Annotated in this window: 13 protein-coding genes and 1 pseudogene; 7 read left to right on the top strand and 7 right to left on the bottom strand. The window is 43.3% G+C overall.

Annotation, left to right across the window (positions count from 1 at the left end):
- Positions 1-207 precede the first annotated feature (207 nt).
- From lysA to H6G83_RS07900, 3 genes are all read left to right on the top strand, one after another.
- Positions 208-1,602, top strand: a complete 1,395-nt coding sequence (gene lysA, locus H6G83_RS07910) for a diaminopimelate decarboxylase (RefSeq protein WP_190469500.1) — start codon at positions 208-210, stop codon at positions 1,600-1,602.
- Between the two features lie 117 nt (positions 1,603-1,719).
- Positions 1,720-2,685 (top strand): diadenylate cyclase CdaA, encoded by a 966-nt coding sequence (cdaA, locus tag H6G83_RS07905; protein ID WP_190469498.1) that lies wholly within the window; start codon positions 1,720-1,722, stop codon positions 2,683-2,685.
- Entirely contained in the window at positions 2,682-3,431 is a 750-nt protein-coding gene (locus tag H6G83_RS07900) for an isoprenyl transferase (protein ID WP_190469495.1), read from the top strand. The genes cdaA and H6G83_RS07900 overlap by 4 nt, the downstream gene beginning before the upstream one ends.
- Positions 3,432-3,503: 72 nt before the next feature.
- On the opposite strand, the gene H6G83_RS07895 is transcribed toward H6G83_RS07900, so the two are convergent.
- Positions 3,504-3,776, bottom strand: a complete 273-nt coding sequence (locus tag H6G83_RS07895; protein ID WP_190469492.1) for a DUF3143 domain-containing protein — start codon at positions 3,774-3,776, stop codon at positions 3,504-3,506.
- Between the two features lie 14 nt (positions 3,777-3,790).
- Entirely contained in the window at positions 3,791-4,300 is a 510-nt protein-coding gene (locus tag H6G83_RS07890; RefSeq protein WP_190469614.1) for a J domain-containing protein, read from the bottom strand.
- Between the two features lie 286 nt (positions 4,301-4,586).
- Here H6G83_RS07890 and H6G83_RS07885 point away from each other — a divergent pair.
- The 3 genes and pseudogenes from H6G83_RS07885 to H6G83_RS07875 form a co-directional block, all read left to right on the top strand.
- Positions 4,587-4,913 (top strand): annotated as a pseudogene (locus tag H6G83_RS07885) (transposase); the annotation flags it as partial.
- Positions 4,914-4,944: 31 nt separating this feature from the next.
- Positions 4,945-6,195 (top strand): RNA-guided endonuclease InsQ/TnpB family protein, encoded by a 1,251-nt coding sequence (locus H6G83_RS07880; protein ID WP_190469489.1) that lies wholly within the window; start codon positions 4,945-4,947, stop codon positions 6,193-6,195.
- 32 nt (positions 6,196-6,227) lie between these two features.
- Positions 6,228-6,476: a hypothetical protein gene (locus H6G83_RS07875; protein ID WP_242044482.1), complete on the top strand. Its 249-nt coding sequence runs from the start codon at positions 6,228-6,230 to the stop codon at positions 6,474-6,476.
- A gap of 514 nt (positions 6,477-6,990) precedes the next feature.
- On the opposite strand, the gene H6G83_RS07870 is transcribed toward H6G83_RS07875, so the two are convergent.
- Positions 6,991-7,986: a DnaJ C-terminal domain-containing protein gene (locus H6G83_RS07870; protein WP_190469611.1), complete on the bottom strand. Its 996-nt coding sequence runs from the start codon at positions 7,984-7,986 to the stop codon at positions 6,991-6,993.
- A 178-nt stretch (positions 7,987-8,164) separates the two neighbouring features.
- The gene (dnaK, locus tag H6G83_RS07865; protein WP_190469482.1) at positions 8,165-10,219 is read right to left on the bottom strand and encodes a molecular chaperone DnaK; all 2,055 of its coding nucleotides are present in this window, start codon (positions 10,217-10,219) and stop codon (positions 8,165-8,167) included.
- Positions 10,220-10,728: 509 nt separating this feature from the next.
- On the opposite strand from dnaK, the gene H6G83_RS07860 reads away from it, so the two are divergent.
- Positions 10,729-11,577: a M28 family peptidase gene (locus tag H6G83_RS07860; RefSeq protein WP_190469479.1), complete on the top strand. Its 849-nt coding sequence runs from the start codon at positions 10,729-10,731 to the stop codon at positions 11,575-11,577.
- A gap of 288 nt (positions 11,578-11,865) precedes the next feature.
- Here H6G83_RS07860 and H6G83_RS07855 read toward each other — a convergent pair whose 3' ends face one another.
- From H6G83_RS07855 to cysS, 3 genes are all read right to left on the bottom strand, one after another.
- Positions 11,866-13,212 carry a TldD/PmbA family protein gene (locus H6G83_RS07855; protein WP_190469476.1) on the bottom strand — a complete coding sequence of 449 codons (1,347 nt, stop codon included), beginning with the start codon at positions 13,210-13,212 and terminating at the stop codon, positions 11,866-11,868.
- A 221-nt stretch (positions 13,213-13,433) separates the two neighbouring features.
- Entirely contained in the window at positions 13,434-14,870 is a 1,437-nt protein-coding gene (locus H6G83_RS07850) for a TldD/PmbA family protein (RefSeq protein ID WP_190469473.1), read from the bottom strand.
- Between the two features lie 124 nt (positions 14,871-14,994).
- The gene (gene cysS / locus H6G83_RS07845) at positions 14,995-16,443 is read right to left on the bottom strand and encodes a cysteine--tRNA ligase (protein WP_190469471.1); all 1,449 of its coding nucleotides are present in this window, start codon (positions 16,441-16,443) and stop codon (positions 14,995-14,997) included.
- Between the last annotated feature and the right edge of the window lie 47 nt (positions 16,444-16,490).

Below are 16,490 nucleotides of genomic sequence, written 5' to 3'. Positions count from 1 at the left end.
GGGATCGGGACAATTAATCCAGTGAACAGTGAACAGTGAACAGTGAACAGTGAACAGTTATCAAGCGTATAGTGAAGGATTCACACCCCCAACTAACGCCCACCACTAATTACTGTGGTGTTTCTCCAAGAAACCAACTGATAACTGATAACTGATAACTGATAACTGATAACTGAGTAATTTTGCACAAGGACAACTTATATAGTTATGGTATCAACTCACCCGGTTGGGGTTCAAAATACTGGAACTCAGTATTTACCCGAACAAAACACAAGTACAATTATTTCGCCCAATCAGGAACTTTTACCTTTAACTGCCAAAATTAACGGTGAGGGAAACCTGGAAATCGGTGGGTGTGATGTCGCAACTCTAGTTGAGCAGTTTGGTTCACCTTTATATATATTAGATGAAGAAACCCTCAGAACAGCTTGTCGGCAATATCGAGATAGTTTCCAAAAGTATTATCCAGGCGAATCTCAGGTATTGTATGCTTCTAAAGCATGGAATTGTTTAGCTGTATGTGCGATCGCCGGCTCAGAGGGTTTAGGAATTGATGTCGTTTCCGGTGGTGAACTCTACACTGCACTAACTGCTGGTGTAAGTCCCGCAAAAATTTACCTCCACGGCAATAATAAGTCTCTGGAAGAATTACGTCTAGCGATAGATGCAGATGTCACCATTGTGGTAGATAACTGGTACGAATTGCGTACCTTGGCGAATTTAGCTCAAGGAGAACAGCCAATTCGGATGATGTTGCGGCTGACTCCGGGAATTGAATGTCATACCCACGAGTACATCCGTACCGGACACCTAGATAGTAAATTTGGCTTTGACCCCAACGACTTGAATGATGTTTTTCAGTTTGTCAGTCAGCAACCAAGTTTAAACTGTGTAGGTTTACACGCTCATATTGGTTCGCAAATTTTTGAACGCCAACCCCATCGGGATTTAGCGGCTGTCATGGTGCAATGGCTGCGCGATGCTAGCAAATACGGCTTAAATGTCACCGAGTTAAATGTTGGCGGCGGTTTGGGAATTAAATATGTAGAATCAGACGATCCACCAAGTATTGATGAGTGGGTGAAAGCGATTTGTGAAGTAGTACAACAAGCTTGTGCAGCCGAAAACTTGCCTTTACCAAAATTATTATCAGAACCAGGGCGATCGCTCATTGCCACAAGCTGTGTTACCGCATACACTATTGGATCTACAAAAACAATACCGGATATCCGTACCTACGTTTCCATTGACGGGGGTATGTCCGATAACCCACGCCCAATTACCTATCAATCAGTTTATCGGGCAGTAATTGCCAATAAATTGTCTGCACCCCATACAGAAATAGTAACTGTTGCGGGTAAGCATTGCGAATCAGGCGATATTCTGATTAAAAATGCCCAACTGCCAAAAACTGAACCTGGGGATATTCTCGTAGTTATGGCAACTGGTGCGTACAATTACAGTATGGCCTCTAACTATAACCGCCTACCCCGACCGGCAGCAGTTGTAGTGGCAAACGGCGAAGCAAACTTAATTTTGCAACGCGAAACCTATCAAGACTTGATTAGACAAGATCGTCTACCAGAAAGATTGAAGAACTAGTCCATAGTCAACAGTCAATAGTCCATAGTCCATAGAGCAATCTATGTAACTAATGACTAATGACTGTTGACTAATGACTATTGACTATTGACTATTGACTATTAGAATCCAGATGTCATGAAAGATTGGTGGAAGCAATGGCTGGCAAACCTGGGATGGTCACAGTCCTTGCTACTGGGGACTCTGGATATTGTATTGGTGTTGATGCTGACCTACATGATACTGGTGATCATTAATGAGCGCCGGACTTTGTGGTTGGTGCGAGGATTTATTGTGTTGATGCTGGCTTCAGCACTGAGTGGCAGATTCGGTCTACCCCTGCTAAATTTTGTTTTGGAAAAATTGGTGATTGGCTGTGCTGTGGCGATGGCTGTGGCTTTACAGTCAGAATTTCGCCGTTTTTTGGAACAATTGGGGCGTGGTGAATTTCGCCAATTATTACAACCAGCTAATTTAAGCATTCCCAAGTCTGATAGTGTAATTGATGAAATAGTCGAAGCGGTTAAGGAACTTTCAAAAAACCGTATCGGAGCTTTATTAATATTGGAAACCACTGGCCCCATTGATGAGCGAGATTTTTCTGTACCTGGCGTTAAGCTCAACGCCGATGTTTCTAAGGAACTTATACAGACAATCTTTCAGCCAAAGACCTTGCTGCATGATGGGGCTACATTAATTCGTGGCTCAAGAATCGTATCTTCGGGTATAATCTTACCGCTTTCGGGACGCACAGCCTCGCGCCAGTTGGGAACACGCCATCGGGCTGCAATGGGAATTACTGAGCGGGTCGAAAATTGTATATGTGTCGTTGTATCAGAAGAAACGGGTTCTATTTCCCTCGCCGAAAGGGGAACTCTTAATAGACCACTGACAATTAGGAAGCTCAAAGAGTCTTTAGAGGCTCGATTATCTCCGGTTGTGGATCGGGAAGCTGTGGCTCCTGGGTTGTTCAGTTTGGGTCGTCAAATTAGTGATCAGGCAATAGCACTGGTTTCACGTATACCCGGTTTACCACGTCTTCGACGCGCTGTGCATAGTTTACTTCCCCGTAGGGACAAGACCGCTTCTCGAGATAAAAAATGACAATACAACAAACTGAACTTTTACAATTACCCTCTGATTTAAAACGAGAACTACTGCCCAAACACGTTGCGGTGATTATGGATGGCAATGGTCGATGGGCAAAACGTCAAGGTTTACCCAGAATTATGGGTCATAAGCGAGGAGTAGACGCGCTCAAGGATCTGCTGCGTTGTTGTAGAGACTGGGGGATTCAAGCACTGACGGCTTATGCTTTTTCTACAGAAAATTGGAAAAGACCGCAGGAAGAGGTAGATTTTCTCATGACCCTGTTCCAGCGAGTTCTGCGTCAAGAACTGCGGGAAATGGTCGAGGAGAATGTGCAAATTCAGTTTGTGGGAAATTTAGCAGCTTTGCCGCGATCGCTGCAAGCAGAAATTTCCCGTTCTATGGAAGAAACTAAAAATAATCCTGGTATTAAGTTTTCCGTTGCCACTAATTATGGCGGAAGGCAGGAGATTTTACAAGCTTGTCGGGCGATCGCCGAAAAAGTCCAGCAAGGTCTACTACAGCCAGAGGAAATTGACGAAGAACTATTTGAACGCCACCTCTACACAGCCGGAATTGATGACCCAGACTTATTAATCCGTACTAGCGGGGAAATGCGCCTTTCCAATTTCTTACTCTGGCAAATGGCTTACGGAGAAATCTATATTACCAATACACTTTGGCCTGATTTTGACCGTGCAGAGTTTCACCGCGCCTTGTGTGCTTATCAGCAAAGAGAACGGCGGTTTGGGAAAGTTTAGGGACAGTTGACAGTTGACAGTTGACAGTTGACATAACCTGATAACTGATAACTGTTAACTGATAACTGATTTTCACGGGCCGGAAAACACTGCTTGTTCGATATCTTCCCGACTGAGGGAATATTTAAACGCGCGTTGAATGTCTTGTCCGTTTTCCCCGGCTTGGATGTAGCGGACTACTATTTGCTCGATATCTAACCAGAGTTCAGCTTGCCAACTTGGACGTTGTACAAACCAACAGTGAAGTTGTGTATCATCTTGTTGACAACCTTGGTCTTTTAGCCATTGTTCAATTTGTGGCAGAGGATGACTGTATAAGGGAGTGTTAGCAGGAAGCAGAGACATAATTAATTCAAAATTCAAAATGAACTAAACAGTTGTAACAAGTAAGAAATGGGCTGTATTGTGGCTGTTGATGGTTGTATCTGTGGGGGGAAAAGTGCATCACCACGAATGAAGGCGACTGTGATGGCTAGTAGCAGACAACCCACAAAAGTCAAGCCGAGAATGAATAAGGCGAAAATTTCGCCGGAGGAGAGTGGGCGATCGCTAGCATCAAGGTAAGCTGATTTTGAGTAGTCGTAATTGTAGGACACAGGACGATTCAAATCAGCTGGTGCTTGAATCACCCCAAAACGAGAATAACCGATTTTTAAGTCGTAATTTAAACGCCTTTCTGGATTACTAAGAGTGGCGTAGGCTTCGTTAATTTCCTGAAATTTCGACGTAGCAACAGGAGCAGGCAATTCCGTAGTATCTGGATGATATCGTTTGCTCAGTTCCCGATAAGCGCGGCGGATGTCGATTACCGATGCTGAGGGATGCAGCCCTAGCAAGGAATAGTATGTAGGGTCACTGCTTTTCGCCATTGCACCGTTTTGATTCACGGCTGTTTGATTCACTTTGCAATCAAGTTTTTTCTAATATTCTAAACCCATCACTAGCCACAAATGTCATAGAACTTTAGGCAGAAAAGCATTTTCAAGTTACGATAAATTTTATTCAGGACTCACGCAACTGCACTTGGGGTAGGGTGCGTCAGATGCGGAAAATCCTTTAATGTGTACGAAATTATTGGGGCTGACGCACCCCAGAGTTAGTTTGATGATGACATTTGCGTAAGTCATATTATTGCCGGAGTGCATTTTCTACTCAATGACCAAAGCCGCAGACATCAGCACCAAAAAATTAATCAGCCTAGCACCCGACAACTGGGTAAGATGGGTAACACAAATTCCTAATATCGTAGCCCAAGAAATTCTCAGTTCAGACTTTCAATGGATTAGCCGAGAAAGTGATGTGTTAATCAAGGTCAATAGTCCTGAATATGGTGAATTTCTCGTCCTCAACGAATTACAACTACGCTATCACCCCCAAATGCCCAGACGGATGCGGGCATATACAGCACTGGCAGAGGAAAAGTATAATCTACCTACTTACCCAGTATTAATCAATATTCTCAGAACCAGTAACGAAGAAATACTCTTTTATAGCAAACTTTGTTCACTCTAATATGTTAAAGGTCGTCAAAGTCAAGTTATATCCAGATACCCAACAACAGCAATCACTAGCGCAAGCTTTTGGTTCTTGTCGTTGGCTTTGGAATTATTGCTTGAACTTGATCAACCAAACATATAAGGAGACAGGTAAGGGTTTATCTGGGTACGAAGTTAAAAAGATAATCCCACAGTTAAAGAAAGAGTATGAATGGTTAACATTGACCTATTCACAATGTTTGCAGCAAGTCTGTCTAAATCTAGGAGTAGCGTTTAACAACTTTTTTGAAAAACGAGCTAAATACCCTAGATTCAAATTCAAGCATGGTAAACAGTCGATTCAATATCCTCAAAATGTTAAAGTTGCCGACAATCATTTAATCCTGCCCAAGATAGGTGAAGTATCAGCAATAATTCATAGACCAATCGAAGGTAAAGTTAAGACTGTAACCATATCTAAAAACTGTTCTAACCAATACTTTGCAGCTATTCTTCTTGACGATGGCAAAGACAAACCTTTGGCAAGTAAGAACGGTAAATCTGTAGGTATTGATTTGGGGCTAACTCACTTTGCTGTCACCAGCGATGGGTCTAAATTTGATAATCCTAGAATACTAACTAAGCATGAAAAGAATCTGAAGCTAAGACAGCAGCAGTTATCTAGAAAACAGAAAGGTTCTAATAACCGTGTCAAAGCTAGAAAAAAAGTTGCTATAGTTCATAGAAAAATAACTAACTGCCGTGAGGATTTTCTACATAAGCTATCGCGTAGGATAGTTAACGAAAACCAAGTTATTGTTGTGGAAAATCTTAATGTTAAAGGCATGATGCAAAACCATAAACTAGCTAAATCCATCCATCAAGTTGGATGGGGAATGTTTTGCACAATGCTTAAATACAAGGCAGAAATGTCAGGGAAAATATATCAGGAAGTTGATAGATTCTTCCCAAGTTCAAAAACCTGTCATGTTTGTCTTAATCAAGTTGGCAGTTTGCCACTGAATGTAAGATTTTGGACTTGTGACAATTGCCAAACTAGGCACGACAGGGATGTGAATGCTGCTATTAACCTCAGAGATGAGGGACTACGAATTTTGACAAGCCAGTCGCCTCAAGTCGGGAAACCCGCCCACGGCGCTGGCTCCTCTGGAACGGGGGATAAAGCCTGTCGCCCAGATGTAAGCCGGAGTAAGGGAGGACGCAAGAAATCCACTACTGAGCTTTCTGTTGGACAGGAAGCCTACACGCTCACCGTCAGGTCAGTGTAGGTAGTTCACTTCAAGAAATTATGAGGTGGGATATGGCTGTGTTAAGAGAGTCACCTTGGTATCAAGAAATTCTGCGCGAAGGCGAAGCACGCGGCAAGGTAAGCGGAAAACGAGAAGGAATCATTTCTAGTATTAGAATTAATTTAAACTTAAAATTTGGTGAAGATGGGTTACAGTTGTTGCCACAAATCAACCAAATTGATGATGAAGTTGAATTGAACGAAGTTTTTAGTAAGATAGCAACTGCCCAGACAATAGAAGAATTGCGACAAATATTATAGCTTTTTTGCTACTTTGTTTCATGAATCATATTTAGGGCAGATGCGGGGAAGATGGGTTACAGTTTTTGCCACAAATTAGCCAAGTGGACGATTTAGCTAGCTTACAGGAAATTCTAGATAAAATTTTGTCTGCCACAATAATTGAGGAATTGCGGCAGATGTTGTAGAGTGCGATCGCCTATATTAATTAAATTAACGTGAGTTCGATGAACCTCTCCCTCCCAACCTCCCTCTCCTACGAGGCTACGGTGTACACACATCTCTATGTTGAGCCAAACAGATCATTTGATCCCCCATTATCCCCCTTAATAAGGGGGACTTTGAGAGCTTCCCCCCTTTTTTAAGGGGGGTTAGGGGGGATCAAAACGCCGTGGGACAAGTTTATATGACTTGTGTGTACACTGTAGCTCCTACGAGGAGAGGGAGGAGAAACGAAAAAATCACCGTCTTACTCCCCTCTCCTTGTAGGAGAGGGGTTGGGGGTGAGGTCAAAACCGCACTGGTCGAACTCACGTTAAATTAAATCAGCGCGGGGTTTGAAGGTTTCAATTTGCCGAATCTTTTCGTACAATTCTTTTTCTTCCTGGCTAATAGTTTTTGGCGTAACTATTTGAATTTCTACCAATTGGTCGCCACGTTTACCATTTTCTGTAGGATAGCCTTTATTTGCCAAGCGGAATCTTTGACCAGACCTGACTCCAGGGGGAATGGTCATTTTCACTGGGCCATCTAAAGTCGGCGCTTCCACCTGTCCCCCCAAAACTGCTTCACTGGGTGTAACTGGTACTTGTGTGAAGATATTCGCACCATCGAGTTTAAATAATGGGTGGGGTTCAACGGTAATCTTTAAATATAGGTCGCCACCGCCCATACCTTGGTTACGCAGGCGGATAGTTTGACCTGTGACCATACCTGGGGGCATTGTCACTTCTAGCGATCGCCCATCCTCTAATCTAATACGTTCGTTACCACCAGAATAAGCTTTTTCTAAGGGTAAAGTTAATCTCGCTTCAATATCTCGCCGGGTTGGACGGGGTGGGTTTTTCGGGACTGTATACTCAACTCGGCTTTTTGGTGTACGGAATGGGTCTGCTGTCGTGGTTTTACTAGCACCATTTTTATTTTCCCTACGACCACCAACACCAATAACTTGATTTAAGAAGTCTTCAAAATTAGAAAACTGACTGGGGTCTACATTCTCATTCCCGTTACGTTCCCCTGTGCGACTATCACCCCAAGCCTTAGATTTAGGAGTTTGTTTAGGAAAGCCCTTTTGTTTCCAATAGCGGCTAAACTGGTCATATTGGGCGCGTTTAGTTGCATCGGAAAGCATTTCATAAGCTTCGCCGATCACTTTAAACTTCTCTTCCGCCTCTTTATTCCCCGGATTTAAATCAGGGTGATACTGTCTAGCTAACCGTCGATAATTCTTTTTAATTTCTTCGTTAGTGGCATCTTTAGATACTCCCAAAATTTCGTAGTAATCACGAAAATTCTGCAAATTCTGCATATTCATTTATTTAGCTTTTAAATTTTAGATAGTGGTAATTGATTAGTAATTACCAATTATTAAATACAAATTCAGGAGGGGACTCAATCAGTTATCAGTTATCAGTTATCAGTTATCAGGATATTTTGACTGTTCACTGTTTACTGATAACTGTTCACTGACAGACCCACTCCCGACTTTACAACCAATCATCGTCATCATCCCAGTTATCCTGATAGCTGGGGCGGGGTGGTTTGCGGGGTGGACGGTTGTCATAGGAGGGACGGTTATCTCGTCCATAATCTCTGCCGTAGTCCCTATTGTTGTAGGAGTCACGTTCTCGATAATTATCTCTGGGATAGTCGCGTTCTTTGTCTTTATCGCCCACAAAGATATCTTTGATGGTGGCGAATAAATCATCGTCTTCGTCCTCAGCATAATACTGACGAACTTCCCGATTTAGCTCATATAAAGCATCTTGCAGGTCGGCGTAAGCTTGATCAATCCCGCGATCGTCATTTTCTTTGAGACTGTCTTTAAGTTCTCGGCTGATATTATCGATGCGTTGGCGACGGTTACGGGCAAACTGCATGCCAAATTCTAAAGCAACTTCTCGCAGTTGTCTTTCGGCTTGGAGAATTAAAGCTTCCGAACGGGTGCGTTTTTCTACCCTTTCCTTCCGTTCCCGGTCGATATCGGCGTATTTTTGAGCATCCTGAATCATCCGGTTAACTTCGGCTTCACTGAGGGTAGAAGCGCCTTGGATGGTGATACTCTGTTCTCTACCTGTGGTTCTATCTAAGGCTGTTACCTGTAAAATTCCGTTGGCATCGATATCAAATGCTACCTGAATTTGGGGAATGCCTCGCGGTGCTGGGGGTATGCCGTAGAGTTTGAAACGTCCTAGCGATTTGTTATCACCTGCCATTTCCCGTTCACCTTGGACTACGTGAATTTCCACAGAGTTTTGGTTATTTTCTGATGTGGAGAAGATGTCGGAACGGCGGACGGGGATGGTAGTATTGCGGGGGATGAGTTTTTTCATCACGCCGCCGATCGCTTCCAAACCCAAGGACAAAGGTGTAACATCTAGCAGCAGTACATCTTTAAATTGTCCCGCCAGAATCCCGGCTTGAATGGCTGCACCCATTGCCACCACTTCATCAGGGTTAACGTTCTCGCTAGGTTCAATGCCAATCAAGTCGCGTACTAATTGTTTCACCATTGGCATTCGCGTAGAACCGCCTACTAGTACGACTTCCTCAATATCATCGGGTCTGAGTCCGGCATCTTTTAAAGCGCGTTTCACTGGGTTGCGGATACGTCCTAATAAGTCGCCACACAAACCTTCAAATTGGGCGCGTGTCAAACGAGTTTCTATGTGCTTGGGGCCTTCTTCCGTGGCGGTGATGAAGGGTAAGTTAATATCGGTGACGCTGACGGCAGAGAGTTCGATTTTAGCTTTTTCTGCGGCTTCCATCAAACGCTGCAAGGCTTGGCGATCGCTCCGTCTTAAGTCTACACCTTCTGTTTCCAGAAATTGCTCGGCTAACCAATCCACAATTTTCTTATCAAAGTCGTTCCCCCCCAGTTGAGTATCCCCACTGGTGGCTTTGACTTCAAATACTCCATCCCCCACTTCCAAAATCGATACATCAAATGTCCCGCCACCCAAGTCAAAAACTAAGATGGTTTCTGTATCACCCCTATCTAACCCATAAGCCAAAGATGCGGCTGTCGGTTCGTTAAGAATCCGCAACACTTCCAATCCGGCAATTCTGCCAGCGTCGCGGGTAGCTTGTCTTTGGGAATCGTTGAAATAAGCGGGTACTGTAATCACTGCGCCTGTGACTTGATCTCCCAGATAAGCACTAGCATCATCTGCCAACTTTTTCAGCACCATTGCCGAAATTTCTTCGGGGGCAAAATCTTTAGCCAAACGAGGACAGGAAATTTTGATATTGCCAATCTCATCTTTGCGGATAGTGTAGGGTACGCGCTTTGATTCTGGGCTGAGTTCGCCATACCTGCGCCCTATAAAGCGTTTAACTGCAAAAAAGGTGTTTTGGGGGTTGAGGACTGTTTGTCGCCGTGCCATTTGCCCTACCACCCTTTCGCCATCTTTGCTGAAGCCGACAACGGAGGGGGTTGTTCGCATTCCTTCTGCATTGGCAATCACCACCGGCTTGCCACCCTCCATTACGGCGACTACTGAGTTGGTTGTACCCAAGTCGATGCCGACTACCTTGCCCATGCGTTACTCTTCTCCTAACTGTGTTTTACTATATATATTATGATTAGGCAGAACTACCTCTAGCTTTTTGCTATGGAAGCAACTTGCCTCAATGGTATAACATCCATCATTTAGGCAAAAACCAGAGGAATTACAGCTTGAGGATTTAGTTGCAAGACTAGGATAACATTGACGATGCTGACTATGTTCTAGCCTTTGTGAATGTTGTCGCCTCATCTGTGAATTTTATGACCCCTTCAAGTTGGGAAATCCGACCCTACCTTATTTGCTAATTGTGTCAGTGGTCATACTAAGTTGCAGTCAAAGATAGTATCTTACTCTGTGCTACTTCCCTTTCCCCTCTTGGGAGGGGCTAGGGGTGGGTTACTTCCTTTCCTGCTCAAACAAACATCTTTAAACACAACTTGGTATCAGTTGTTAGTTGTCAGTTGTTTTTGATAAAAGTTTAATACCCTAACTAGTGTAGGTGGTTTTAGAATATAAGTAGGCCACTGACCACTGACAAACACTTGAATTTAAAAGCAAGATTACACAATCACCTCACGCAGATAGCAAGAGAACGTGACCCTTATCTAGCAACTGCTGGGCATTTTTTTGTTCAAGAATACATCCGTCAAGAATTGTCTCAATGGGGAAGTGTGGAAATCCACACCTTTGAAGTCAATAATCAGTCTTTTAATAATCTCATTCTCAATTTACCTCCGCAATCTAGCGGCAAACAACGACAGCTACCACCTATTTTAATTGGCGCACACTATGATGCTGTACCGGGAACGTCAGGGGCTGATGATAATGCTACAGGTGTGGTAGTTTTATTAGAATTGGCGAGAAAGTTTGCGGCTGCGCCAGCTAAGTATCCTTTGCGGTTGGTGGCGTTTGATATGGAAGAATATGGTTTGTTGGGTAGTACCGACTATGCCAGGTTATTGCGTCAACAACAGCAACCGTTACGGTTGATGATGTCTTTGGAAATGTTGGGGTATCGTGATTATACTCCTGGTTCGCAGAGATATCCCGCGCCGTTAGAAAAGTTTTACCCGAATACAGGTGATTTTATTGCTTTAATTGGCAATTTACGCACCCTGCCTGATTTAATTGGTATGAGTCGCAGCATTCGCCAAGCTGGGGTATCAAGTCAATGGCTACCAGTACCAAATCGGGGTTTGATTGTTCCCCAAACTAGGTTAAGCGATCATGCGCCGTTTTGGGATGTGGGTTATCCAGCAATGATGGTGACAGATACAGCTTTTATGCGGAATCCTCATTATCATAAAGCGAGTGATGCGATCGCTACTCTTGATTTAGATTTCCTCACAGGTGTGTGTGAAGGCTTGGAAGTGGCTATCCGGCGTTTATAAGCAGATACGGTTTAGATAAGAATAATTAACCGCCGATAAATAGGATAAACGCCGATAGATGCGGATGATTATGATTTTAACTAAAGCTCAAATAGAGCATTAGCCAACAATCTAACATCTTATTCATCTGCGTTCATCTGCGTTCATCTGCGTTCAATTTTTTTCAAATCTATTGCCACATTCTAGTGGACTGACACGACTAAAATGTTGCATTAATTAACCACAGAGGCACAGAGACACAGAGGTTAGAGAGGAAACTTATTGCACTATTTTAGCCTTGCCACGCCACTACAAGGTGTAAGTAAAATCGTTGACTAACATCCCAGGAGCCATAATACCTCCTAGCTGGCGGTTTTCGTAGGTTCCTACTTCGGGAATAAATTCTTGGAAGTCGGTCAAATCTACTAGATTTTCTCCCCAGAAGCGGTATAAACTGTCGTCAAAGCGGAGGTTTTCTATGGGGGCGACAATTTCGCCGTTTTCTATCCAAAAACAGGCGTAACGGGTCATACCTGTAATTCTACCTGTGGGGCGATCGCTCCAATTCAAATAATGTAAATTAGATACATATAACCCTGTATCTAAACTCGGCAAAATTTGCTCATAAGTTAAACTACCTGGGCTTAATTCTGGCGCACGTAAAGTTTCTGAACTATTCGCACCATTAGCAGTTTTGTTATATTCCTTGGCTGTGCGAGAACTAACTAAACTATTAACTAAAATACCTTTTTCAATTATCGGTAATTCTGGTGCAGTCATTTCTCCCAATTCGTTAAATCTTGGTACTAGTCCTCGTTGGAAATTTTCTTTAAAACTGAACAATGAGGAAAGCTGTTTGTCTTTGCGTGATAAAATTGCCAATGCACTATTACCTTGTTGAATATCTGCTTCGCTAACTGCACCCCAAGAAAGCATACTCAACAAATCAGCAACAGCCGCCGGGGCAAAATAAGTTTTATACTGTCCTCTTGGTAATTGTTTTGTAGGAGTAGATAGCAGTTGTAATTGCTGTTTACCTTCACTAATTTTTGCTGCATAAGCTTCTTTATGCCAATCACTCCCGGCAAATGTTCCTTTAACAGCTTGCCCAGAACTAATAAATAAAGAATAGTCTAAAGTGAAAGAATCGGTAGCAAACCAATGTTTTTGTCCACTGGAATCACCATAAGCTCTAATAACTACACCCCCAGCATATATCCCAGTAAAATCTAATTCTTTTACTGGTTCTAATACATTGGCTACTACTGCTTCTGCTGGCAATATATTACCTGTATGTACTTCTCTGCTAGTGTTATTTCCTGATGGCACTACCAGATAGGGGTCAATTGGTAATAAAGGTAATTCATCACGCAGTTCTTGTAAAGCTTGGTATGCTGCTTGCCAGTCTTTTTCCCAATTTCCAGTAAAAGGAAACTCACGAAAACTGCTACGTTGGTCTTTAATTAAAGTTAGTTGAATCCAACCATCAGCGACAAAACCTGTTTGGCGAACTTTGGCTTGATTAAATCGGGTAAATTGACTACGTTCACTACTCAGTGAAACGGTGAATTGTTCATTTTCTGCTTTCTTAATTAGCAGTGTTTCTAATAATTGATTAAAACTAACTTCTAAATTAGATATATCTTCAAGCTTCATAAATATCAAAAATAATAAGTTGAATAAAGGTAGCAAGATTCTTGTGTATAATAAGCATTCAGCACTTACTATAAATAGCTTTTGTCTTTTTAATTAACTTCTTGTGCATTATTAATAAAGACATGGTGGGCAATGCCCACCCTACAATTTTGAATTTTGCGGAAAGTTCTGTAGGCGGGTTTCCCGCCGTAGGAAACTTTCCAAGACGAATTTTGAATTTCTTAGCCGCCTCCAAAAACTTCTACATTAGCAAATACACATACTGGTGAACCATGACCTACCCAAATTGCCTGATTGGGTTCACCTTTACCACATAATGGTGTGCCATACATTTCCCAGTTGGAATTATCACCGACTTGAATGAGGCTGTGCCAAAATTCTGGTGTGGTGGCTCGATAGTTGGGATTACGCAGGGTTTTGGTGAGTTTACCATTTTCAATTAGTTTTGCATACTCACAGCCAAACTGAAATTTATAGCGGCGATCGTCAATTGACCAGGAACGATTAGATTCCATATACACGCCATGTTCTATGTTACTAATCATCTCATCAAAGCTGGCGTTTCCTGGTTCTAGGTTTAAGTTTGCCATACGGTCAATTGGAGGTCGATTCCATGAGGAAGCACGCGCACAGGCTACCCCCGGTACATTAGCTCTGGCTTGGCTTTCTAAACTGCCTAAACCCCTTTGTAAAACGCCTTCTTTGATTAAATATTCCCTTGTGGCTACTGCACCTGTATCATCAAATCCATAGCTGGCATATTCACCAACAACGGTGGGGTCAAAGGTAATATTCATCAATGGCGAACCATAAGTTAGTTTGCCAAAGTCGCTGGTGTTGACAAAGCTACCTCCGGCGTAGTTGCGCTCATCTCCTAAAATTCGGTCGATTTCTAGGGGATGTCCTATACTTTCATGAATTTGTAACATCATTTGGTCTGGGGCTAAGACCAAATTGGTACGGGTGGTTGGGCATTCTTGGGCAGATAATAATTCTATGGCTTGTTCGCCAATTTGTCGTACCCGTTGCCACAAATGGTCTTGTTTTAATAGTTCAATTCCGCCTTGGTAACAGTTGGCTTGGGAACCGTTGTTAGTACGTTGCTGGACGATCGCTCCATCTTGCGCGATCGCTCCATAATGTGTTCCAATAGTGACAAACTTCTGGTAAACCTCAGAACCGTTACTACTGACAAACCAACTCTCTTTTTCGTTAGTAGAAGCATTAGCACTGGTTTGCACAATCTTGTCATCTACTTTTAAGGTGTGACAAATTCGCACCAACAACTCATTAATTTCCCCTGGAGTGAGGGCGTTTAAGGGTTCTAAAAACGGTGAATGATACTCACCCACCACCTTGGGGCGTTCCGTAGCACCAAAGGGATAGATGTACCATTCACTAGCGGCTAGGGCTTGTTTGTAAGCAATTTCCGCCGCCGCTTGCAAGGATGTTAATTCTAGGGAATTGGTAGCAGCATAACCCAAGGAACCATTCACCAGAACTTCTAACATGGCTCCAATGGTGGTTGATTTACCATTATGCTGGGGCAAACCATCACGGACATAATGATGAGCAGCAGTTTCTTTTACTACTCTAATACCGATCCAATCAGCAGGGATTTTAAAACTAGCGATCGCTTTTTTTAACTCTGACCACATAACAATAATCTAGGGAATGGGTAATGGGTAATGGGTAATGGGTAATGGGTAATGGGTAATGGGGGAGTCATTATTTTATCTTCTGCTCCTCTGCTCTCTGCTTTTTATCAGTCCCCAGTCGCTTTTAATTTCTATGCCAACGTGTGCCTTGGGGGCTATCAATTAGGGTAATACCTTTGGCTTGTAGTTCGTTACGGATACGGTCGCCTTCAGCAAAATTTCTAGCTTTTCTCGCCGCTTGTCTTCGCTGAATCAAATCTTCTATATCCGCATCGCTTAAGCCATCTTGCTCATTTTTAGGTGCTTCTGGCTGCGCTGTTAAACCGAGAACTTCAGCTAAAGTAACCAATGTTTGCCATTGTATTTTTAATTCTTCTATCGGTGTTTCCGTCTTGCCCTCATGCAATAAAATGTTTCTTTCACGATGCAGTTTTTTTGCTAACTCAAATAATACTGTCAATCCACCAGGGAAGTTAAAATCGTCATTGACTGCTTCTGTAAACCGCTCAACATAGGGATTGGATGTTAATTCCTTCCCAGTCCCCAGTCCCCATTCCCCATTCCCCAACTCCCAACCAGCTAATAACCCATCTTTGATTGTGTGCCAACCATTGGTAGCAGCTGCGATCGCCTCATCGGTAAAATCGATGGGTGTACGATATTGCGCCATCAGCACGAATAACCGCACAGCCATCGGGTCAACTCCCCGCCCTAGTAAGTCGCGGATGGTGGTAAAGTTGCCCAAGGATTTAGACATTTTTTCACCGTCAACTTTGACCATACCGTTGTGTAGCCAGTAGGTTGCTAGGGGTTTACCTGTGACAGCTTCTGATTGGGCGATTTCGTTTTCGTGGTGGGGGAAAATTAAGTCAGCACCACCTGCGTGAATATCTATTGTCTCACCCAGGCGATCGCGTACCATTGCCGAGCATTCTATATGCCATCCCGGACGACCTGCACCCCAAGGTGATTTCCAAGCAGGTTCTCCAGGTCTGGCGGCTTTCCACAGGGCAAAGTCAAAGGGGTCTTTCTTTTTCTGATATTCTGGATCATCTACGTTAACGCGATCGCTTGCTCCCGCCTGCATATCCTCCAGCCTGCGTCCTGAAAGTTTACCATAATCAGCAAATTGCCGCACCGCATAGTAAACATCGCCAGCCGATGGATAAGCAAAGCCTTTGTTTTCTAACTCGTGAATTAAGCGCTGAATGCCGTTAATTGTGTGGGTAGCACGGGGATATTCATCGGCTTCTTTAATACCTAGCTGTGCCATATCCTCAAAATATGCCTGAATGAAACGTTCGGCTACCGCCTCCATTGAGGAATGTTCTTGCCGCGCTCGCTTGAGGATTTTATCATCAATATCGGTAAAATTTTGGACATAGCGCACCTCATAGCCCAGGAATTGTAAATAACGCCGTACCACATCCCAGACAATACAAGCTCTAGCATGACCCAAATGGCAATAATCGTACACCGTCACGCCGCAGTAATACATCTTAACCTTGCCTGGTTCGACTGTCTGAAAGGGTTCTTGACGGCGGGAGAGGGTATTGTAAACAGTTAGTGCCATAACAGAGTAATGCTGAAAGAAGATAAGCAATAATAGGGTAATGCAGC

The organism is Anabaena azotica FACHB-119 (assembly GCF_014697625.1).
Lineage (GTDB): Bacteria > Cyanobacteriota > Cyanobacteriia > Cyanobacteriales > Nostocaceae > Trichormus > Trichormus azoticus_A.
This window is presented reverse-complemented; position numbering and strand designations above follow the sequence as displayed.